24 protein-coding genes are annotated in these 21,418 nt (G+C 57.6%); 21 read left to right on the top strand and 3 right to left on the bottom strand.

Annotated features, from left to right (window positions below; translation table 11 throughout):
• The first annotated feature begins 29 nt into the window (after positions 1–29).
• The 13 genes from ATO10_RS07975 (at position 30) to ATO10_RS07915 (ending at position 10,781) form a co-directional block, all read left to right on the top strand.
• Entirely contained in the window at positions 30–320 is a 291-nt protein-coding gene (locus tag ATO10_RS07975; protein ID WP_035250178.1) for a gamma-butyrobetaine hydroxylase-like domain-containing protein, read from the top strand.
• Positions 321–381: 61 nt separating this feature from the next.
• Positions 382–2,124, top strand: coding sequence for a fumarate reductase/succinate dehydrogenase flavoprotein subunit (locus tag ATO10_RS07970; RefSeq protein WP_035250176.1), 1,743 nt, complete (start codon positions 382–384; stop codon positions 2,122–2,124).
• A gap of 17 nt (positions 2,125–2,141) precedes the next feature.
• Positions 2,142–2,384 (top strand): 4Fe-4S dicluster domain-containing protein, encoded by a 243-nt coding sequence (locus ATO10_RS07965; protein ID WP_035250175.1) that lies wholly within the window; start codon positions 2,142–2,144, stop codon positions 2,382–2,384.
• A gap of 7 nt (positions 2,385–2,391) precedes the next feature.
• Positions 2,392–3,345, top strand: coding sequence for a HEAT repeat domain-containing protein (locus tag ATO10_RS07960; RefSeq protein WP_035250172.1), 954 nt, complete (start codon positions 2,392–2,394; stop codon positions 3,343–3,345).
• A gap of 305 nt (positions 3,346–3,650) precedes the next feature.
• Positions 3,651–5,027 carry an ABC transporter substrate-binding protein gene (locus ATO10_RS07955; RefSeq protein ID WP_035250170.1) on the top strand — a complete coding sequence of 459 codons (1,377 nt, stop codon included), beginning with the start codon at positions 3,651–3,653 and terminating at the stop codon, positions 5,025–5,027.
• Between the two features lie 72 nt (positions 5,028–5,099).
• Entirely contained in the window at positions 5,100–5,981 is an 882-nt protein-coding gene (locus tag ATO10_RS07950) for an ABC transporter permease (protein WP_035250168.1), read from the top strand.
• Complete coding sequence (locus ATO10_RS07945; RefSeq protein ID WP_035250166.1) at positions 5,981–6,646, top strand: hypothetical protein; 666 nt, start codon at positions 5,981–5,983, stop codon at positions 6,644–6,646. Before ATO10_RS07950 ends, ATO10_RS07945 begins: the two co-directional genes overlap by 1 nt.
• Positions 6,639–7,475, top strand: coding sequence for an ABC transporter ATP-binding protein (locus ATO10_RS07940; RefSeq protein ID WP_081806464.1), 837 nt, complete (start codon positions 6,639–6,641; stop codon positions 7,473–7,475). Before ATO10_RS07945 ends, ATO10_RS07940 begins: the two co-directional genes overlap by 8 nt.
• Positions 7,472–8,065 carry an SCO family protein gene (locus ATO10_RS07935; RefSeq protein WP_035250164.1) on the top strand — a complete coding sequence of 198 codons (594 nt, stop codon included), beginning with the start codon at positions 7,472–7,474 and terminating at the stop codon, positions 8,063–8,065. Before ATO10_RS07940 ends, ATO10_RS07935 begins: the two co-directional genes overlap by 4 nt.
• Complete coding sequence (locus ATO10_RS07930) at positions 8,062–8,490, top strand: copper chaperone PCu(A)C (RefSeq protein ID WP_051598033.1); 429 nt, start codon at positions 8,062–8,064, stop codon at positions 8,488–8,490. Before ATO10_RS07935 ends, ATO10_RS07930 begins: the two co-directional genes overlap by 4 nt.
• Complete coding sequence (locus ATO10_RS07925; RefSeq protein WP_051598032.1) at positions 8,480–9,052, top strand: c-type cytochrome; 573 nt, start codon at positions 8,480–8,482, stop codon at positions 9,050–9,052. The genes ATO10_RS07930 and ATO10_RS07925 overlap by 11 nt, the downstream gene beginning before the upstream one ends.
• Positions 9,049–9,774: a Crp/Fnr family transcriptional regulator gene (locus tag ATO10_RS07920; protein WP_035250162.1), complete on the top strand. Its 726-nt coding sequence runs from the start codon at positions 9,049–9,051 to the stop codon at positions 9,772–9,774. The genes ATO10_RS07925 and ATO10_RS07920 overlap by 4 nt, the downstream gene beginning before the upstream one ends.
• A complete protein-coding gene (locus ATO10_RS07915) occupies positions 9,774–10,781 on the top strand; it encodes a YeiH family protein (RefSeq protein ID WP_051598031.1) in 1,008 nt (335 codons plus the stop codon). The genes ATO10_RS07920 and ATO10_RS07915 overlap by 1 nt, the downstream gene beginning before the upstream one ends.
• Here the strand turns inward: ATO10_RS07915 and ATO10_RS07910 are convergent, their stop codons facing one another.
• A complete protein-coding gene (locus ATO10_RS07910; RefSeq protein WP_035250160.1) occupies positions 10,782–11,693 on the bottom strand; it encodes a LysR family transcriptional regulator in 912 nt (303 codons plus the stop codon). It abuts the gene before it with no gap.
• Positions 11,694–11,798: 105 nt separating this feature from the next.
• On the opposite strand from ATO10_RS07910, the gene ATO10_RS07905 reads away from it, so the two are divergent.
• The 5 genes from ATO10_RS07905 to ATO10_RS07885 all read left to right on the top strand — a co-directional run bounded on the left by ATO10_RS07905 (position 11,799) and on the right by ATO10_RS07885 (position 17,434).
• On the top strand, positions 11,799–13,085 hold the full coding sequence (locus ATO10_RS07905) for a M20 family metallopeptidase (protein WP_035250158.1): 1,287 nt from the start codon (positions 11,799–11,801) through the stop codon (positions 13,083–13,085).
• Positions 13,082–13,900: an ABC transporter permease gene (locus ATO10_RS07900; protein WP_051598030.1), complete on the top strand. Its 819-nt coding sequence runs from the start codon at positions 13,082–13,084 to the stop codon at positions 13,898–13,900. Before ATO10_RS07905 ends, ATO10_RS07900 begins: the two co-directional genes overlap by 4 nt.
• An 85-nt stretch (positions 13,901–13,985) precedes the next feature.
• The gene (locus ATO10_RS07895) at positions 13,986–14,993 is read left to right on the top strand and encodes a taurine ABC transporter substrate-binding protein (protein ID WP_035250156.1); all 1,008 of its coding nucleotides are present in this window, start codon (positions 13,986–13,988) and stop codon (positions 14,991–14,993) included.
• Positions 14,990–16,330, top strand: coding sequence for an amidase family protein (locus ATO10_RS07890; protein WP_051598029.1), 1,341 nt, complete (start codon positions 14,990–14,992; stop codon positions 16,328–16,330). Before ATO10_RS07895 ends, ATO10_RS07890 begins: the two co-directional genes overlap by 4 nt.
• Before the next feature lie 138 nt (positions 16,331–16,468).
• Entirely contained in the window at positions 16,469–17,434 is a 966-nt protein-coding gene (locus tag ATO10_RS07885) for a polysialyltransferase family glycosyltransferase (RefSeq protein ID WP_051598028.1), read from the top strand.
• A 4-nt stretch (positions 17,435–17,438) separates the two neighbouring features.
• Here the strand turns inward: ATO10_RS07885 and ATO10_RS07880 are convergent, their stop codons facing one another.
• Both ATO10_RS07880 and ATO10_RS07875 read right to left on the bottom strand, forming a co-directional pair.
• Positions 17,439–18,143, bottom strand: a complete 705-nt coding sequence (locus ATO10_RS07880) for a winged helix-turn-helix domain-containing protein (RefSeq protein WP_035250154.1) — start codon at positions 18,141–18,143, stop codon at positions 17,439–17,441.
• Positions 18,115–18,411, bottom strand: a complete 297-nt coding sequence (locus ATO10_RS07875; protein WP_035250151.1) for a hypothetical protein — start codon at positions 18,409–18,411, stop codon at positions 18,115–18,117. Before ATO10_RS07875 ends, ATO10_RS07880 begins: the two co-directional genes overlap by 29 nt.
• A gap of 168 nt (positions 18,412–18,579) precedes the next feature.
• On the opposite strand from ATO10_RS07875, the gene ATO10_RS07870 reads away from it, so the two are divergent.
• From ATO10_RS07870 to ATO10_RS07860, 3 genes are all read left to right on the top strand, one after another.
• The gene (locus tag ATO10_RS07870) at positions 18,580–19,353 is read left to right on the top strand and encodes a hypothetical protein (protein WP_155886720.1); all 774 of its coding nucleotides are present in this window, start codon (positions 18,580–18,582) and stop codon (positions 19,351–19,353) included.
• A 115-nt stretch (positions 19,354–19,468) separates the two neighbouring features.
• Positions 19,469–20,107, top strand: coding sequence for a ribonuclease HII (locus tag ATO10_RS07865; protein ID WP_035250147.1), 639 nt, complete (start codon positions 19,469–19,471; stop codon positions 20,105–20,107).
• Between the two features lie 87 nt (positions 20,108–20,194).
• Positions 20,195–21,307 carry a site-specific DNA-methyltransferase gene (locus tag ATO10_RS07860; protein ID WP_035250145.1) on the top strand — a complete coding sequence of 371 codons (1,113 nt, stop codon included), beginning with the start codon at positions 20,195–20,197 and terminating at the stop codon, positions 21,305–21,307.
• Positions 21,308–21,418: the final 111 nt, after the last annotated feature.

The following is a 21,418-nucleotide window of genomic DNA, read 5'->3' as shown; positions in this document are numbered from 1 at the left end:
AAGCTGATCCAAAGCGAACGGAGCGAAGCATGATCGAAGAAATGACAGCCAGCGAAGATGCCCGGCATTTGCACGTCAGCTGGGATAATGGCGAAACCACGGTACTGCCCGCGAGCCTGCTGCGCAAAGAAGCGCGTGATGCCTGGTCGGTGCGCGAACGTTTGGATCATGGCGGAGTAACGGTACAGCCGGGCATTTGCATTACCGGCCTTTACCCTGTCGGCACTTTTGGCGTGAACGTCCATTTTTCAGACGGTCATGACCGTGCGGTCTATCCATTTCCCTATCTGCGGGAACTTTCCGACCAGCTTGACAACTAATTGACATTATCACGCCGCAGCGCAGCGCAGCGTGAAACCAACACCCAGCAGGAGCCCGGTAATGGACGAAATTCTTGACGGTCTGACACAGATTGATTGTGACATCTTAGTGATCGGCGGCGGTACCGCTGGACCGATGGCTGCGTTGAAGGCCAAGCGCAAGAACCCCAAAGCCAATGTTGTTTTGCTGGACAAGGCCAATGTGAAACGGTCGGGCGCGATTTCGATGGGGATGGACGGGCTGAACAACTCGGTCATTCCGGGCTACGCCACGCCCGAGCAATACACCAAGGAAATCACCATCGCCAATGACGGCATTTGCGATCAGGCAGCGGTCTATCGTTATGCCCAGGAATGCTATGGCATTATTGAAGAGTTGGATGAATTTGGCATCCGTTTCCAGAAAGATGAAAACGGCGAATACGACGTAAAGAAAGTGCACCACATCGGCACCTATGTGCTGCCGATGCCGAATGGGGATACGGTTAAAAAGGCACTTTATCGTCAGCTGCGCAAAGCCCGCATCAACATCATCAACCGTTATATGTCGACTCGTCTGCTCACGGGCGAAGGTCGGGTGGCGGGCGCAATCTGCGTCAACACCCGCACCGCTGAATTTCTGGTGGTCCGCGCCAAGGCCGTCATCATGGGCTTGGGGGCCGCCGGGCGATTGGGCCTGCCGACCTCGGGCTACCTGATGGGCACATACGAGAACCCAACCAACTCGGGTGAGGGCTATTCGATGGCCTATCACGCAGGGGCAGGTCTGGCGAACCTTGAATGCTATCAGATCAACCCGCTGATCAAGGATTACAATGGCCCGGCCTGTGCCTATGTGGCGGGGCCAATGGGCGGGTACACCGCGAATGCAAAAGGTGAACGGTTCATCGAGTGTGACTATTGGTCGGGCCAGATGATGCAGGAGTTTTACGACGAGCTGCAGGGCGGCAAAGGGCCGGTTTACCTGAAGCTGAACCACCTGGCCGAAGAAACCGTATCCGAGATTGAGCGCGTTCTGCACATCGTGGAACGCCCGACGCGCGGACATTTCCATGCCGGGCGCGGCACAGATTACCGCAAGCAGATGATCGAGATGCATATCTCGGAAATCGGGTTCTGCTCGGGCCATTCGGCCAGCGGAGTGTTTGTCGATGAACATGCCCGCACCACCATCCCTGGCCTCTATGCCGCAGGGGACATGGCGAACGTACCGCATAACTACATGCTTGGGGCCTTTACCAATGGCGCTTTCGCCGGGTTGGACGCCGCTGACTTCATTGCGGATGTGGATTTTGCCGCCTTTGACGAAGGCGAAGTCGAGGCCGAACGCAACCGCGTTCTGGCACCTACCAAACGCGACGATGGCATCCCGCCAAATCAGATCGAATACAAAACCCGCCGTCTGGTGAATGACTATCTGCAGCCGCCCAAGGTGACGGCCAAGATGGAACTGGCGCAGAAACGTTTCGAAGAAGTCCGCGACGACATGGAACAAGGCATGTATGTGCAGGACAGCCACGAGCTGATGCGCGCGCTCGAAGCCTCGTCGATCCTGGACTGCGCTGACATGGCGGCGGCGGCTTCGCTTTATCGAACCGAAAGCCGCTGGGGGCTGTACCACAACCGGGTCGAGTACGAACGCGACAATGAAAATTGGTTCTGCCACACGATCCTGACCAAGGGTGAAGACGGAAAACCCGCGCATCGCAAGCAAGACGTCAAACCCTATGTCGTTGAAATCGCTGACGAAGAGAAAGACGCCTATGACAAGCAGCGCGTCGACCCTTCGGTCGCGGCAGAATAAGAAGAAGGATCTACGATATGCCTCTCGCACAAACCTCTACAACCGTGCCTGTGATCGTGAATGACGACCTGTGTATTGCCGACAAAGGCTGCACCGTCTGTGTCGATGTATGTCCGCTGGATGTGTTGCGCATCGTGGAAACCGACGAAGGCAACAAGACAGCTTTCATGAAATACGACGAATGCTGGTACTGCATGCCCTGCGAGGCCGACTGCCCCACCGGCGCCGTCACCGTGAACCTTCCCTATTTGCTGAAGTGAGGCGGACGTGAGCGCACTTTTCGAAGAATTCGATGACATTTCCGAACTGGCCGAAGGGCTGGACGACCCGGCACCGGGCGCACGGATCATGGCCATTATTGACCTGACCGACAGCGCCGACCCGGCTGCAATCCCTTATCTGGCCAAAGCGATCAGTGATGAAGATGCTGGTGTCCGCAAACAAGCGGCGCAGGGGCTTACGGATTTTGATGGGCCCGAAACGGCGGCGGCTTTGGTTATCGCTTTGTCCGATACCGACCCCGCAGTTGTCGAAGCGGCTGCGATTAGTCTGAAAGAACTAAAAGACCCGTCCGCAGGGGATTCCATCTTGCCGCACTTGTCGGACGAAGATGAAATTAAGCTGGCTGCCTGTTTCGCAGGCATCAAAGAACTGCGTCGCCCAGAAACAATGGGACCGGCAATCGCTGCCCTGAAACACAGTTCGGATATCGTTCGCATCGAAGCGGTAGGCGTGATCGGCTGGTTGCAGGATGAAACATCGCTGCCGGCGTTGCGGGATGCCGCACATGACGCCACGCCAAAAGTGCGGCGCACAGCGTTGTCTGCGCTCGGGTTTTCCAAGTCTGAACATGCCGAAGCCACGCTGATTGAAGCGTTGAATGACTCCGAGTGGATCGTGCGGGAAGCTGCCGCTGAAACCCTGGCGAAAACCGGTGGGGCAGGCTGCGTTACCGCGCTGCGGAGCGTACTGGACGATGAATTTTGGCAGGTTCGTCTCAAGGCTGTTCGTTCATTGGGCAAGCTGGGGGCTACCGAAGCGGCCATGGAAATCGGCCCGATGATGGATTTGCCAGTGCCGAATTTGCGCAAAGAATGCGCGGCGGTTCTGGGCGAACTGGCAGTGCCAGAAACGGCGCCTTTCCTGCAAAAATACGAAGACGATACCGACCCGGACGTGCGCAAGAATGTCCGTTGGGCACTGGGCAAAATGGCTGCCTAACCCCCCCTTTGTGGGGCTGCAACATTTCAGACTGAACACCCCTTCAGCCCCGCTGACAGGGGCGTTCTTGCCACCCGAAAAACACACCTAAGATATTGAAAACAAACAAATAATAAGAATCACCGATTCGCCAAAATACTGTCTTTTCAGTGATACATTGCGACCCGTTTCTTCGATTTCGCGTCTGTTTTTTGAGCAAAGTGAAATTGCTTACAAATTGTTAACTTCCCGAGTTTTGAGAAGCCCAAAACAGCCCCGATACTGGTTGCAGACGGAAAACTGAAATCTTCCAAGGGAACGTCGCAATGACTACGAACTATACTTTAAAATCTGTGTTGCTTGGCGCAGCACTTGTACCGATGGCCTCGATGGCATCGGCCGAAAAGATCACCATCGCGGTCGGGCACCAGTCGATGTGCACCGACACGTATACCGCAGGGATCGTCGTCAAAGAACTGGGCCTGCTTGAAAAGTACCTGCCCACCGATGGCAAATACGCCGACGCCGAATATGACGTCAGCTGGGCGGACTACAGCTCGGGCGGCCCAATCACCAACCAGATGCTGGCCAACAAGCTGAACTTTGGGGTCATGGGGGATTACCCTCTGATCGTGAATGGCGCCAAGTTTCAGGAAACTGAAAGCCTGCGCACGCTTTACGTGGCTGGAACAGGTTACAACCTGAAAGGCTCGGGCAACGCCATCGTCGTACCGGTCGATAGTGACATCTATTCGATTGACCAACTGGAAGGCAAAGCCGTGTCTACCCCGGTTGGCTCGGCCGCATGGGGCATGTTGCTCAAGGCAATGCAGGACAACGAAATTCCCACCGGCGACTACGTTCTGAAAAACCAGAGCCCCGCCGTGGGTGCCGCCAACATCGCGGCGGGCAAGATCGACGCGCATTCGGACTTCTGCCCCTGGTCAGAGATTATGGAATTCCGCGGCACGGGTCGCAAAATCTATGACGGTTCGGAAACCGGCGTGCCCTACCTGCACGGCGTTGTGGTCCGCGAGGACTTTGCGGTGGAATACCCCGAAGTCGTTGAAGCCTTTATCAAAGCCGTCTGGGAAGCCGGGGAGTGGATTCGCGAAGATCCGATGCAGGCTGTGACCCTGATGGAAGGCTGGACCGGCGTCGAGAAAGAGGTTCTTTACCTGTATTTCTCGGAAGGTGGCCACCTGACGCTGGAACCGTCAATCAAGCAGGAATGGGTCGACGCGCTGAAGTTCAACCACGGCGTTCTGGTTAAGGAAAAGGCGATCCCGCCGCTCGATTTCGACGCCTGGATCACCGAGGACTACCTGAAGGCCGCCTACGCCGACTTGGGTGTCGACTATGAGGCCGACAAAGCCGTGATGGTGGACCCAGCGGTCGCCAATAAAGGCCTGCCGATGGAGATTTGGCACTCGCGTGATGGTGTTTCCTCTTTCGGAACCATGCCTGAGTTCCTGAAAGCCATGGCCGAGATCCGCGCCACCGCCGCGCTGGTGAACGCCACCTACGTTTATGACGTGGAAACAGGCCTGAAGCTGTTCGGCAAGACCGCCTTCTGGGTCAAGTCTGGCGAAGAGTACGCGACCTTCCTGCGCAAAGGCGAGGCAGAGACCTATGCCAGCGAAACTGGCGGAACCCTGGTCAGCTTTGACGAAGCAATCGCGGACTTCATTGCCGAAGGCTAATCGCCACACAAAAGAGGCACGGCCGGGGCGTTCGCGCCCTGGCCTTCCAACGTTTGAAAGAAGGCTCTCAAAATGGCGACGGCACTAAAGATCAAAGATGCTGAGGAAACCACACTGGTGGGCGCCCCGGCCGCGCAGGGCACCACATCCGACGCCAAACCTTCGCGCCTGCCGCGCCTCAGCCGCAAACAGTTGGGCAATATCGGCATGGTCTTTCTGTCGCTCAGCGCGGGCGCGCTGCTGTGGCACATCGCAACCGCCATCAACCTCGATTTCTATATCAATTTTTCGAACGTGCCATCGCCATGGCGCGTGCTAACGGCCTTTCTGGGCCATATCCAGACCGAGATTTTCTGGACCCATATCGGCGTCTCGATGCGCCGCATTCTGATCAGCTATAGCCTGGCGACGGTGCTGGGCATTTTCATCGGCCTGATCATGGGCCGCTCGCGCATCGCGCGGGCCTTTATCATGCCCTATATCGAGGTCGTGCGCCCGATCCCGGCCGTGGCCTGGATCCCGCTGGCGATCCTTATGTGGCCGACCGAGGAAAGCTCGATCATCTACATCACCTTTTTGGGCGCGCTGTTCCCCATCGTGCTGAACACCCTGCACGGGGTCGAGCAAACGCCCGAAGTTCTGGTGCGCGCCGTGCAATCGCTGGGCGCCAGCCGCTGGGCTGTATTCCGCCATGTGGTGATCCCCGCCGCTTTGCCCTCTATCGCCGCAGGGTTGGCGATTGGAATGGGGGTCAGCTGGTTCTCCTTGCTGGCGGGCGAGATCATCTCGGGCCAATACGGCATCGGCTACTTCACCTGGGATGCCTATAGCCTGATCAACTATCAGGACATTGTCGTCGGCATGCTGGTGATCGGTTTCCTGGGTACCGGCTCAACCGCCGCTGTGAAGATGATCACCAAACCCATGCTCAAATGGCAAAAGAGGACACGCTGATGACCCTTTTCGCGACGCTTTGGGCCGACGTCCGTGGCACCTGGAAACAGATGGTGCTGCACGGTCTGATCTTTGCCCTGCTGTTTCAGGTATTCATGATGATCGCCCTGATCGTGCGGTTTCAGACTTTGCCAAACTACGTCACTGGCTATGACTGGATCGGCAATGTGATCTGGATCATCAAATCCACCCCGTCGTGGTCCGACATCCCCCCTATCATCTGGGAGGAATGGCTGCTTGAAATCGGCAAGATGAATTACGACTACGGCACCGGTATTTCCGAGTGGAGTTTGAACGTTGTTCCATCGCGCCTTTTTGTTCTGTTCATTTTAGGGGCAATGGTGTCGCTTTGTTTGACTCTGACAAAACGTGATGCCTGTTCAGCAGGGACCAGCAACAAACTACGGGCGACAACCGGGTTGGGTGCTGTTCTGGTTGCCATGACCAATGCCACCATGAGCTGGGTCGTCTGTTGTGCCACGCCTTCCTGGGTCGTCGGGCTGGCGATGCTGGGGCTGGGGGTGTCTACATCTTTGGCGCTTGAAACGATGGGCCCGATCCTGACCTTCGGCGGCTTTGGCCTGTTGGTCGCGCTAATCCTTTACCTCGCGTGGCGCAAGTCGCGCACTGACCTTGAACCAATCCCGGAGCCGTCTCATGCTTGATGTCCTGAAGTTTAAAACCCCGCGTGCGTCCGATGACCAAGGCAAGGGTCAAATCTCGGTCAAGGATGTGTCGATTGCTTTTGGCACTGGTGCCGAGAAACACATCGCTGTCGAGACCACCTCGATTGACATCGAAGCGGGAGAGTTCGTTTGTATCCTTGGCCCCTCGGGCTGCGGTAAGTCGACGTTGATGAACGCCATTGCGGGTTATGTGAAACCTTCGACCGGCGAAGTCACAGTGGATGACAAGGTCGTTGAAAAACCCGGCCCGGATCGGGGTATGGTGTTTCAGCAGTATTCGTTGCTGCCTTGGAAAACCGTTTATGAAAACGTCGCCTTCGGCCCGAAGATGGCAGGGCATGGGCGGGTTGAATCCGGGTCAACCGCCAACACCTTTCTTGAACTGGTCGGGCTGAAGAAATTCGGCGATCGCTACCCAGCGGAACTTTCGGGTGGCATGCAGCAGCGTGTCGGCATTGCCCGCGCTTTGGCGAATTACCCTTCTGTCCTGCTGATGGATGAACCTTTTGGCGCGCTGGATGCCCAGACCCGCTTGATGATGCAGGAAAGCCTGCTGGATATCTGGCGCAAGTTTGGCACCACCGTGGTGTTTGTCACCCATGACGTCGATGAGGCCGTGTTCCTGGCTGACCGCGTTCTGATTATGAGCGCCGCGCCGGGCCGCATCATTGAGGACGTCAAAATTGACCTGCCGCGCCCGCGTTCAACCGATATGGCGTCTTCCGCCGAATACATCAAAGCCCGTCAGTTCTGTCTGGACACGATCAAGGCCGAAAGCCGCAAAGCATTCGAAAGCCAGAACGCATGATCAAACACCTGATGACAGCACTGTTCTTGCTGGCGGCGCCCGCCAGTGCCCAGGTTCAGGGGGTCGAGCTGGATGAGCCCGTTGCACTGCCCGCCTTTACCTATTCAAACGATCTGGGCGAGAGCTTTACCGATCAGGACCTGACCGGAGCCTGGACCATCATCATGTTCGGCTTTCTGTCCTGTCCCGATGTTTGTCCGTTCACCCTTGGCAACCTTGAGGCCGCGATCAGCGAAACAGGGATGCGGGTGCGCCCCGATAATGTGCCCAAGGTGGTGTTTATCTCGGTTGACCCGGATCGCGACGCCGAAACTGTCAGCGACTACGCCAAGTTCTTCCATCCAGAGTTCAAAAGCTTCACTGGCACCCGCGACCAAATCGACGCGATGGTCGAGGCGACGGATAGTTTTTACCGCCTGATGCCGCCGGATTCGACGGGCTACTACGAGGTCCAGCACAGCTCGGCCGTGTCCGTGATTGCGCCTGACGGCACCCTGCGTGCCAAGCTGCAACCGCCGTTCGACCCCGGACTGACGGCCGAATTTCTGGCTCGCCTTCAGATTTCCTACAGAAGGGAACTTTCGCAATGAAACGTTTTGCCCTTGCCCTGATGTGCCTGCCCGGTCTTGCCTTTGCCGAAGGGCTAACGATTGAGGAGCCGATGGTGCCGCTGGCCCCGCCGGGCGTGATGGCCCACGCCGCGTTCATGCAGATCACCAACACCGGCGACAGCCCGCGCCAGTTGGTGGGCGTGTCTTCGCCCGACTATGCCATGGCGCATATCCACCAAACCTCCGAGCAAAACGGTATCGCCACCATGAGCGGCGTTGACCTGATCGAGATCGCACCTGGCCAGACCGTGGCCTTTGCCCATGGTGGGCTTCACATCATGCTGATGCACCCCAAGGCCGCGCTGGCCGAGGGCGACACGGTTAACCTGTCGCTGCTATTCGCCAATGGCGCGGTGGAACCTGTCACCGCCAAAGTCATGCGGCAGCACCGGCATGGGTCTTAAACGCCTTAGCACCCTGTTGGCGCTCTGCGCTCTGCCTGCATGGGCCGATTTTGACGCGGATGCCTATCCGCCCTATGAAATCTGCGCGCTATGCCATGGGTTGTTCGGCGTCTCGGCCAATGCGAAATTCCCCAACCTGGGCGGGCAGGATGCAACCTATCTGGACATCCAGGTGCGCGCTTTCCTATCTGGCGGGCGCCACAATGACGGCGGTCAGATGGCGCAGATCGTGACCGAGCTGAAACCCGAAGACATCCCGGTGGTTGTCGAATGGTTTTCAACCCAAGACCCGCCCACACCGACGGGCGATGGAGACACCGCAGGCAGTGAATTCTATGCCCAACGCAGTTGCGGCGCCTGCCACGACGCCGAGGTCGGGTTTATGGGCGTGCCGCATCTGACTTCACAGCACGCTGGCTATTTGTCGAAACAGATGAAAGACTTTCGCGACGGGCGGCGGGACACCCATCAGGGCTGCGTGCCGCATGGGTCTATGATGCCTACAGATGATACTGAAATAGAGGCCATCGCCCGCTATCTGGCGGCGCAACCACGCCAATGAATAAACAAACCGACCCCCAACCAACTCAGCTGAGTGCGATATTTCTGTCTGAATACTTCGCTGAGCTGAACGAAGGCGCTGGCTTTCTGACTGGTCTATCAGCGGATGATTTGAAGCGCGTGCGCAGCCTTGGCTCGCGCTGCCGTTTTGAAAAGGGTGATGGGATCTTTCATCAGGGTGCGCCCCATACCGGGGTCTGGATCATCGAACGCGGGCGTGTGCGAACCTATTACGCCGGTCCATCCGGGCGCGAGATCACGTTGGCCTATTGGAGCAGCGGCCATTTCGTCGGCGGGCCTGAAGTCTTCGCGCGGGGGCGGCATATGTGGTCAGCAGATGCGTTGGAGCCGTGCGAGCTGCTATTCCTGTCGGGCACCAGCCTGCTGAAACTGGTGCGCGAGGTGCCGGATGTGGCGGTCGGTGTGATCGAAGGGCTGATCGCCAAGGGCAAAAGCTATTCGGCGCTGATCCAGATGCTGGGAACGCGGTCGGTTTCTGAGCGGCTCAGCCAGTTGCTGGTGATCCTGGCCAACACCACCGGTCGCCCCGAGGGTGACACGATCGTGGTAGATCGCACCGTGACCTATGAACAAATCGCGGCGATTGTTGGGGCCACACGGCAATGGGTCACTCAATCGCTGGACAAGCTGAAGGCCGCGGGCGTGGTTGAAATCACCCGCAGTGCCATCATCATTCACGATCTGGAACATCTGGAAGAGTAATGTCGTACCAAACCTCAAAGGTAACCCCGGAGGCAAAGGCGCTGCTGAACCGGCTTGGGCCGGGGGTTGCGATCTCGGTGGTTGTAACCTTGGCGTCCGCGTTTGTTGCAGATCGCTATGGCGCGCCGCGGATGCTGATGGCGCTGTTGTTTGGGTTATCGCTGACGTTTCTCTATGAAAACCCACGCTTGCAGCCCGGCGTAGACATGATGGCGAAGACCGGATTGAAAATTGGGGTGGCCCTGTTGGGGTTGCGGATCGCGTTGGACCCGCTGATTGATCTGGGGCCGGTAATCTTGGGGATCACACTGGGATGTTGCGTCGCCACGCTGATATTGGGCTGGTTGCTGGGCCGGGCCTTTGGGCTGGATCGGATCGGATCGTTGATTGCCACCGGGGCTGTGGCGATTTGTGGGGCTTCTGCGGCACTTGCTTTGGCGGCGGTGACCTTAGGATCTAAATCACAACGCCAACATACGGTTACGGTGATTACCGGGGCCACGGTGCTGTCGACCGTCGCCATGGTGCTTTACCCGGCGGTGCTGGCTCAGTTTGGTTTTAGCGACTTCCAGACCGGTGTGGTCCTGGGCGCATCGATTCATGACGTCGCGCAGGTGATCGGGGCGGGGTATTCAGTTTCGACCGAGGCAGGCGATTCCGCCACGCTGGTGAAATTGATCCGCGTGTCATTTCTGCCTGTCGTGTTGTTGGTGGTTGCTGCCCGCATGGGCCAAAGTGCAACCGGCGTGCAACTGCCTTGGTTCGTCTGGGCCTTCGCCGCCTGCATCGGACTGCGCATGCTGTTGCCCTTGCCCGCGCTGGTTTTGACCAGCGCCGAAACAATCTCGTCCAGCCTTTTGGTCATGTCCGTCGCAGCGCTCGGCATATCGTCGTCGCCCAAACTGATTGCCTCAAGCGGTGGGCCGGTTTTTGGACTGATGGCGTCTTTGACCGTGGTCTTGTTTGGCGTGGTCTGCGTTGCAGTGGCGCTTACAATTCCGGGCTGATCACCGCTGGGGTCTGTCATACCGTTCGGCCAGAACCTCGGTCAATTGCTGCGCGAACCGGGCCGAAGCAACGGGCAGGCTACGGTCTTTTCGCTGCACAATGTACAGTAACCCGGGTGCCAGCCGAGGCTGCTCTAGCGGGCGGGCGACCAGCACGGCGTCAAACTCTGATGGCAAACCAATCTGCAACTCAAATCCGATTGCTTTGGTCTTGGAAACATAGGCTTGCAACAAGACATAGCTATCGGCCTCAATCGCGGGGCTAAGCTGCGTGTTGCTACGGTCGGCCATGGTCTTGATCGCTTTGCGCACGGCATAGCGGTTGCTGGGAAGCGCCAGGGGATACTCCAGACACTCGCTGAACTTGAGCTTTGGTTTTTGGGCCAGCGGATGGTCTTCGGACATGAAGGCAAAAATTGGTTGGGGCACGGCAAACAGGGTCTGAAATTCAGAGTGTTTTAGCGTCTCAAACACGATCGCCAGATCGACGCTGTAGTTCAGCAAAGCCTCGGCCGCCTCTGCGCCATCCTTGTTTGACACGCTGAATGTCACCTGCGGAAACTCTGCCTGGAAGCGTTCGATCTGTTCAGGAAGGAAGTGCGGCAGCACCGCTTGGCTGCAAGCCACCGAGATATGACCGCGCCGCAAACCAGACAGGTCCGCGATCCGTGATTTCATTGTCGCGGTTTCGGCCAGGTGCTTGCGCATCAAATCAACCAACAACTCCCCGGCGGTGCTGAGTCGCACCCCGCGCCCGAGTCGTTCAAAGATCGGAACTCCCAGTTCCTCTTCAAGGGCGATGACGCGGCGATTCAGTGCTGAAGGTGTGATCGCCAGTATGTCGGCCGCCTGCCGAATAGACCCGGTGCGCGATATTGCGTCGATATAGCGGTAGACACGTAAATTGTTCATCCGGACCGGTGCCTTTTTCGTCACGAAGCAAGACAAAACTAGCAGCAGATTGTCACGGTCACAGTTCTTAACCTTTTGAACGAAGACAAGAACCGGGACCAAATCATGGCTGCACAAGAACTGACCCCATTCGAACAATCGGTGGTCAACAGCATTACCGAAGAGGCATGGCTCGACCTTGCCAGTGCCTTGATCAGGTGCGGTCAGCCGGATTCGGGCAACGCGCTTGACCCTGATCAGCCCCCCGCCAAGGAAGAGGCCATCGCCTATATGGTCGCCGGTGAACTGAAGGGCATGGGTTTTACGGTTGAAATGCCCACCAAGCGGCGCGGTCGTCCCAATGTGCTGGGGCGGATCAAAGGCGGCGAAGGCCCCAGCCTGATGATCAACGACCATCTGGACACATATCCGGTGGTCGAACCTGAGAAATGGGACAAGACTGATTTCGACCCTTACAAGGCCACCCGCCATGGCGATTTGCTTTATGCGCGCGGCACGTCGGATACCCGTGGCAACATGGCCAGCGCACTGATCGCCCTTCAGGCCGTCACCGATGCCAAGCCTGAACTCGCCGGAGAACTGATCGCCTGTTTCACCGTCGACGAAGAACGCGACGGCACCGATGGTTCGATCTTTGTGACACAGGAACTGGGCCTGAAGCCGGACTATTCCATCACCGCTGAACCCACCGCCTGGGGCGGACCCGAAGGCCCGTGGGGCTTGTCGGTTTCTACCGCTAATTCGGGCCACTGCCTGGTCGAGATCGAACTGACCGGAACCAAAGGCCATATCTGGCGCCCCGACATTGTCGCCAATCCGATCCTCGAGGCCGGGCGGCTGCTGTCGGATCTTGAAACCATGGCTTTCACCCATGTGCCGCATAAGTTCATGGGGCACACGCCGCCGATGTGCTCGGTGGTGCGAATCCGGGGCGGGCTGACCGGTGAAATACAGTTCTCGCCCGACACTTGCACCATCACTCTATCGGTCGTGGGGATTGTGCCGGGCATGACAATGGAGAGTGTCCTGCAAGACATTCAAAACGTCACCAGCGGTATGTTGGGCGGGCGCAATGATATCGCCGCTGCGGTTCGTCAGGTGCCCGGATCGCTGTTCGTGGCGGGCACGCCCAATGTCGAAGAACATGAAGAGCCCGTCGCGACCCTGTCAGATGTCTATGAAACCATGCGCGGCGAACGCCCCCGGCTGAACCGCAAGAACGCTTTCAACGACACGATCCGTTTTCGCGAGGCCGGTGTGAACGCCGTGACCTTTGGCCCGGGTGAAGACGGCTGGGCGGCTGACAACGAATGGATTTCGATCCCAAAATCGGTCGAAGCCGCCAAGATTTACGCCGTTACCATCATGCGTTTGCTGGGGGCAAAGCAATGACGGCTTGGCTTACCAAAAAATACACCGGCGCCAAGGCGCGCATCCTGCAGCGCGGTACGGCACTGTCACTGCTGACCGTGGTGATGATGCTGCTGGCGTGGGAAATTGTGACCGCAACCGGTCTGGCAAATAAGCTGTTTCTGCCCGCGCCCGAAGCCGTTTGGAATGCCTTTCTGAAAGCCGTCAACAAAGGCTATCAGGGCAACACCCTGCAGACCCACGTCGGCGTCAGCCTGTTGCGCATTCTGGCCGCGTTCTTTGCCGCCATTCTGGTGGGCATCCCACTTGGCATTGTGATGGGGCTAAGCCGCGACGCACGCGCCCTTTTGAACCCGATCATCGAGTTCTATCGCCCTTTGCCGCCCTTGGGACTGTATACCCTGCTGGTGATGTGGCTGGGCATTGGCGAGGAAAGCAAGTTCGCCCTGTTGTTTCTGGCCGGGCTGCCCGGGATCATCATCACCACTACGCAGGCGATCTGGAACATTGACCCGATCTATGCCCGGGCCGCACAGGCGCTGGGCGCACGGCGGTGGGATTTGCTTTGGCATGTATATTTGCCCGCCGCCGGGCCGACCATTCTGGCCGGGCTTCGGATATCTCTGGGCTTTATCTATACGGTGCTTGTCGCTGCTGAAATCGTCGCCGCCACCGCAGGGATCGGCTGGATGATCTGGGACGCCGCGAAATTCCTTCTCAGTGATGTCGTCATCATGGGGCTGATCGTGCTGGGCCTGACCGGGGTGACCCTGGACTGGGCCATGCGATTGATCGGCGGATGGCTGATGCCGTGGGAGGCCCGACGTAACACCTGACAACGCAACACCTGACGCCGCGATGGAGACCGAACATCCGGCAAATCGACACCTTTCATCGGTCCATGACAACAGGAGTGTGGAAATGAAGAAGTTTGTACTTGGACTTGTATCCAGCATAGCGCTGGCCTCGGGCGCGTTTGCCGAAGAGGCACCAGAAGAAGTCACCGTTGGCTTTCTGAACCTTGTGAACGCCCAGTTGGTGACCAAGAACCTTGGTCTGGTTGCCAAGCATATGCCCGGCGTCAAAATTAACTACATCAAGGTTGGCGGTGGCGGTGACATGTTACGCGCGATTGCCGCTGATCAAATCGACTTTGGCGGTCTTGGCAACCCGCCTACAGCCATTGGTGTGGCCCGTGGCCTGCCGATCAAAGGTACCATGGTGCTGAACATGCTGGACTTTGTCGAAGCCATGGCGGTGCGCACTGATGCCAACATCAAATCCTTCAAGGATCTGGAAGGCAAAACCATCGCCGCGCCGTTTGGCTCGACCACCCATTACCTGCTACTGCAGGCTTTGGCGGACGAAGGTATCGACCCGGCCAGCATGAAAATTCTCGATCTGCGGCCCAATGACATCGCCTTGGCGTGGTCGCGTGGCGACATTGATGCCGCTTGGTTCTGGGAGCCCAATCTGGACAAAGCCGTCAAAGATGGCGGCAATATCTTCATGACCTCGGGCATCATGGAAAAACGCGGCTATCCCACCTGGGATGTAGGCGTTGTGATGAACGAATTCGCGGAGAAGTACCCGGATTACGTCGAGAAGTTCATCGCCGCTGAATGCGAGGGCATTGATTATTGGATCAGTAACCCCGCTGAAACCGCTGCGATCATCGCGGAAGAACTTGAACTGTCGTTGGAAGACGCGACCCGCATGATGCGCGGTACTGAAATGGTGCCCTGTGAAAAGCAGCTGACGGCGCAATACATCGGCACCGAGGAAGCCGCCGGTGGGTTCGTCGACACGCTGATCGCAACCTCGGACTTCCTTGTCAGCCAGGAACGTTTGCCCGAGGCGCCTAGCCGCGAAGTGTTTGAAACCTTCCTTGAGGCCTCTTGGCTGCAAAACGTCGTCGAAGCCAAATGACGACGCCCCTGACCATAGGCGCGCTGCGGCGCGCCTATTTGGCGGGTTCGGCAACACCGTCCCAAACGTTGCCGGACCTTGCCCGTAGGTTCACCGACCCAGATCAGGAAGGGGTCTGGACCTCGACGATCAGCCTCGACGATCTGGCCGCCAAATGCGCAGCGCTCGAGGCCGACCCGACCGCCAAAGATCTGCCGCTTTATGGCATACCGTTTTCGGTGAAAGACAATATCGACACTGCCGGGTTTGACACCACCGCAGCCTGTCCGGCGTTTGCCTATCGCCCGGACGCCTCTGCCACCGTAGTTGCCCGGGCCGAGGCCGCAGGGGCGATCTGTCTGGGCAAAACCAACATGGATCAGTTCGCCACCGGGCTGGTCGGCGTGCGCACCCCCTATGGCACGGCCCGCAACCCGTTCAACCCGGACTATATCCCCGGCGGATCATCGTCGGGGGCAGGGGTGTCGATCTCGACCGGGATGGTGGCCTTTGCTTTTGGCACAGATACGGGCGGTTCAGGCCGCGTGCCTGCCAGCTATAATGGCATCTACGGGCTGAAACCCGCCCCCGGCGCCTGGAGCCGCCATGGTTTGCTTTATGCATGCCGCAGCTTTGACACGGCCACCGTGTTTTGCGCCGCGCTTGAAGATGCGCTGACCGTGGATCAGATCGTCAAAGGGCACGATCCCAAAGACGCGATGGGACAGAATTTCGCCGAAAAAGATATACCGAAGCCACGGATTGCGATGGCTCCGCCGGATAAGATCGACACCTTCGGCGACGCGGATGTCGCAGCGCTCTATCAGCAGGCCTATACCCTGTTGACCGACGCGCTTGGCGCAGCGGATGCTGACCTGACCCTATTTCAGTCAATCAACGATCTGATGTTCTTTGGCCCATATCTGGCCGAACGGGATGTGTCGGTCGGTGCCTTCATTGAAGCCAATCCCAATGACTGCCATCCGGTTGTTGGGCCGATGATCCAAGCCAGCCGGAAGTTTACCGCTGCAGATGCCTATCGCGCGCAATACGAAACCGCCGAGGCCCAGCATGCAACGCAGGCGTTCTGGCAGGACCACGATGTGCTGATCACCCCGACTGTCGGGGCACTGGTCACCCGCGCGATGTGCGAAGCCGACCCTCTGGGTCCTAATTTCCGAAACGGAACCTATACCAACTTTGCCAACCCTCTGGGTTTGAGCGGCTTGGCCGTACCCTTTGGGCGCACGCCGCAAAACGTCCCATGGGGGATGACGCTTTACGCCCTCCCCGAGCGTTTCAGCGCAGCTGTGGGCGTTGCCCGCTCTCTTGCAAGTTTGACCGGCGCCGGGCGCTAATCAGAATTTGCGCCCTGAATTGGGCGCTTTGGGGTAAATCGCGTAGCGCGCGCGCGAAGTACTTTCTGTTTGTTGCCTCATGCGTGGGGAGGGCCTATCAACAACCATCAGTAGGACCAAACACACGGGCGCAAAGCAGTGGGCGTATTCAAAGAAGCCACCGAACCAAAGGTGGGGAAGAACACATTGGTTGTGCATGCCGAGGAGGGCTGGCTGAACCAGCTTCATCAGGGCAGTCACCGGTTCTTTGAGAAAATAGGGCATGCCGCACAGGCGCGCGGGCAAGAAACCCTGTTTGTGCACGAACACGATGTGTTGTCCTTGGCGTTGCGACAAAGCGATTGCACCCATCTGATGATGAACTTGAAGCCCTTTCCCGGGGCGAACATGTTTCACACCCAGCCCTGCTATATTCCGGGGTTTTGGTATCTGGATCCAAAAGGGTTCTATTGGAACTCTTCCGTTCTTGAGAAGGAATTTGACCCCGAGACCATAGATGCACTGAAAGCGCGCGAGTTTTTCTATGGGGTGCGCGGTCACAAGCTTGGCCACAATGTCTCTAAGTGGTCGCAGCCGCCCCGCGGCAGTGTGAAGCTGTCGACCGCTGATGTCGCGGTGTTTGTTCAGGATCTCGAGAAGTACGACAAGAAGGTCTTCCACCTGACGACTGAAAAGATCATCCACAACGCCTCGCGCGCGGCCAAGGGTAAGGTGTATGTGAAACTGCACCCTCTTTTGCGGCCAGAGCAGGTCGAACGGGTTACCGAACAATGCGATAGCCGATCCAATGTGGAACTGGTTGATGCCAGCATCCATGATCTGATCGCTGTGTCGCAGATCATCGTTTCACAGAACTCGGCGGTCGGGTTTGAGGCTCTGATGCAGAAGAAGGCCGTGCTGACCTGCGCAAAGTGCGATTATCATCACGCCACGTTGGTCTGTAAAACCGGGCGTGATCTGCGTGAAAACATCGCGGCGGCCCCGGAACACTTCCGCAGTTTCGACTTCGAAAAGTACTTCTATTGGTTCCTGGCGCAAAACATGCTGGAGCCGCAGAAAGACAACTTCGAAGAGCGGGCGATGCGGATACTCTATGGCGAGTGAAGCCTTAGATCATTCGGATCACATCTTTGTCGATCGAAAGCATATAGCCCTTGCGGGCAATGTTCTTGACCAGAAGTTCACTGACCATCTGGTTGCCCAATGAATCGCGCAACCGTTTGATGCGGGTGGCCCCAGCGGCTTCTTCGCAATCGGATTCGGAACGACCTGAAATAACTGCTTCGATCTGTGCACCCGACAGCATGTCATCATCCATGCGCGCCTCGGCCAATACGGACAGCGTTTCAATTGCCGCCGGTGTAAGTTTGAACTCCATGTTGTTCAGCAACACGGTGTTTTCCGACCGGCTGATAAGCAGCGAAGACACCTGAATACCGGTGCGTTCAACTTCGTTCATACGGCGGTTCAGCCCGATGATTGTGACCAAGAAGACCAAAGACGCGATCAGCAAGGCGGTTGAGAATACCAACAGCACAAAGATCACCACGCGGTAAGACGCCAATACACCAGAAAAAGCTGTGCCGCTTTCGGCCAGGATTTCCAGCAGCTTGATTTCCGGGCCCGAGGTCAGATCGTCATTGGCCACGAAGATCTGTTCAACCCGCGCGTTAAAGGCATTCGCATCGGGCAGGTTGATGAACAGCAATACCATCGCAACCAGCAGGATCAGGATGATGGCCCCGATTCCGAAGTTGATCACCATATTCGTGGTGCGGCTGGTTTCAGTAGCGGAGGTAGTACTTTCCGGCACTCTCTTTCCTTTGCGCAAGGCCCTTCTTGTCAAAGATAGACATCACGTTCAGCAACTGCCAACCGTCTTTCGCAATGCGACGTTCAATCAGCCGTCTGGCGCGCAAACGGTTATCGCATGCGGCATCGGCCAACTGTATCACACCATAGTGCAAGCGAAGCGGATTTTGCTGCTTGGCCTTGTAATCGGCATAGCAATCCGCCGCGGCAGGTGCGGCGCCCATCAGCGCGATGGCAAGGGCAACAGGGGTAAGAATGCTCCGTTTCATAGGTTTCAACATGGCTTACTCGTAGGGGTTATTCAATAACACGAGGCATTTAGCGCATGTTATTCGATAACAGGTCCGCGATATTGCCTGTCATGCCCGGGTTCCCGCAAGCTGAGTTCAGATGAATTTACCGGCGCACAGTACGCCACCGACCCTTGGGAGGCTCTCATGTTCAAATCATTTACGGCGTCAGCTTTTGCAGCAGCACTGGCTATAACTCCTATCACCGCTACGCCCTCGCTGGCGTGGAGCGAAGAAGATACATTGGCTGCGGTCATATTTGGCGCGGCCGCGCTTTATATTCTGTCCGAAGCCAATGACAATGACGGCCCGGTTCCCGTCAACACCACCACCACTCACTCTCACAGTCATGGTGTTACGCATACTCATGCCCATAGTCACTCGGGCCATGCACATGACGGGAACCACCAATACAGCCAGAAGGTTCTGCCGCCGCGCTGTCAGCGCAAGACCTTCAAGGTGGGCAACAATACGGGGGCTCACCAGACCTATTTTCTGGAATCCTGCCTGAAGAAAGCGAACGCCACCGCAGGCCTGCCCTCGCAATGTAAGGTCACGATCACGACGCCCGAAGGCAAGCGCGGCGCCTATGCTGCGACCTGTCTTTCCCGCCACGGGTATGTGATCAGTGGCAAAGGCGCGCCCATCTACAGTGGCGGCAAACCCCGTTATCAGGAAGGCGGTGACGATTACCGTGCTAAGGTCCTGCCGGCGCGCTGCCAGCGCAAAACCGTTGGCCAGGGCAAAAACACCGGCAAACACCATACATACCTGTCGAGCGAGTGCCTGGAAGCCCGCAATGCCGCTTCTGGTTTGCCGTCGAAGTGTCAGACAAAGTTCCGCACCAAGAATGGTATGAAAAGCGGCTACGTCTCGACCTGCCTGATGCGCCACGGTTATGTGGTTGGCCACAAGCGGTAACAGTCGAGCAGGCGCGCGGCCTGTCCCTTGAGCCGCGCGCCAATTGGGGTGGGAACGTCGAGCGCCCACCCCATTTTTATCTTGCCCCGGCGTGCACCTCTTGGGATGACGGGGCATGGCAAAAACATTTCCTGACTTCAGTTTTGAAACGGCCGCCTATGCCCGCGGTGCCAATCGTGTGATCGGTGTGGATGAGGTGGGCCGGGGCCCTTTGGCGGGGCCCGTCACGGCGGCCGCTGTTTGGATCGATCCTAAGCACATCCCAGAAGGCTTGAATGACTCCAAAGCGCTGACCGCAAAACGGCGCGAAGCACTGTTTGACCCGATCATGCAAGCCGCAGATGTCTCGATCGCGCATGCCTCGGTCGCCGAGATTGACGAGATCAATATTCTGCAAGCGACCTTCTTGGCGATGCGGCGCGCTGTGGCAGGGCTGAAAGTGGCACCGGACCACGCGTTGATCGACGGTAATAAGATCCCCGAGGGCCTTGTCTGTAGCGCTGAGTGTATCGTCAAAGGAGACGCCAAATCACTGTCGGTTGCCGCAGCGTCAATTGTGGCCAAAATATGTCGTGACCGGATCATGGTGGATTTGGCGCAACAGCACCCCGGCTATGGCTGGGAAAGCAACGCCGGATATGGGTCAAAAGCCCATATGGAGGCGCTGCAAATCCTAGGGGCGACCCCACACCATAGAGTCTCGTTCAAGCCCGTCCACAATATCTTGTATCAAGCAAAAAACTTAAGTCGTTGATTCAAAAAAGAAATTGACGGCGAATCGCCTTTGACTCATCCTGTAGGCAACAAACGACGCCAAAATAGGCGCGGGACAGAGGCAGAAATGACGACTAAGACGAAGAAGAAGGGGGCGGCGACGCTTCCGCTCAATGAGATATTGGCTGGTGACTGCGTGGAGGTGATGAATTCCCTCCCCGAGAACTCGGTAGATCTGATCTTTGCTGACCCGCCGTATAACCTGCAGCTGCGGGGTGACCTTCATCGCCCGGACAATTCCAAGGTTGATGCGGTCGATGACCACTGGGATCAATTCGACAGTTTCAAAGCTTATGACAAGTTCACCCGCGCTTGGCTTGCCGCTGCACGTCGCATCCTTAAGCCCAACGGGGCGATCTGGGTGATTGGCAGCTATCACAATGTCTTCCGCATGGGCGCCGAATTGCAAAACCAGGGCTTCTGGATTTTGAACGATGTGGTCTGGCGCAAGTCGAACCCGATGCCCAACTTCCGTGGCAAGCGTTTGACCAACGCGCATGAAACCATGATCTGGGCCTCGAAGCAGGAAGCCAGCAAATACACGTTCAACTACGAAGCACTGAAGGCGCTCAATGACGGTGTGCAAATGCGCAGCGACTGGGTTATCCCGATCTGCAATGGTCATGAGCGCCTGAAAGACGACGCGGGCAACAAAGCCCACCCGACCCAAAAGCCCGAGGCCCTGCTGCACCGCGTAATGGTTGCCGCAACCAACCCGGGGGATGTGGTGCTGGACCCGTTCTTTGGCACGGGCACCACGGGTGCTGTCGCCAAGATGCTGGGGCGTGAATTCATCGGCATTGAGCGCGAAGAGGCCTATCGCGAGGTTGCCAAGAAACGCATCGACAATGTCCGCAAGTTCGACAAAGAGGCCCTTACGGTTTCGCAATCCAAACGCGCTCAGCCGCGCGTGCCCTTTGGCCAGTTGGTCGAACGCGGCATGCTGCGCCCCGGCGAGGTCCTGACTTCGCCCCGTGGCAAAGTGGCCAAGGTGCGCGCTGATGGCACGCTGGTGTCGGATGACGTCAAAGGCTCGATCCATCAGGTTGGCGCAGCGCTGGAAGGCGCGCCCAGCTGCAATGGCTGGACCTATTGGATGTTCAAGCGAGATGGCAAGAACGTGCCCATCGACCTGCTGCGCCAGCAGATCCGCGCTGAAATGGCCGAACGCCCCAACTGATTACTTTGAATACCGCCGGTGCCTGTGGCCTGACCACGGCATCTACTTACCCCGCCCGTCTTGGGCGGGGCTTTTTTTGTTATGGGTTGGCAGGTCGTTTTAAGCCTGCCT

The sequence above is a fragment of the Actibacterium atlanticum genome (assembly GCF_000671395.1).
Lineage (GTDB): Bacteria > Pseudomonadota > Alphaproteobacteria > Rhodobacterales > Rhodobacteraceae > Actibacterium_D > Actibacterium_D atlanticum.
Note: the sequence above shows the minus strand (reverse complement) of the source record. Positions and strands in the feature narration are given on the sequence as shown.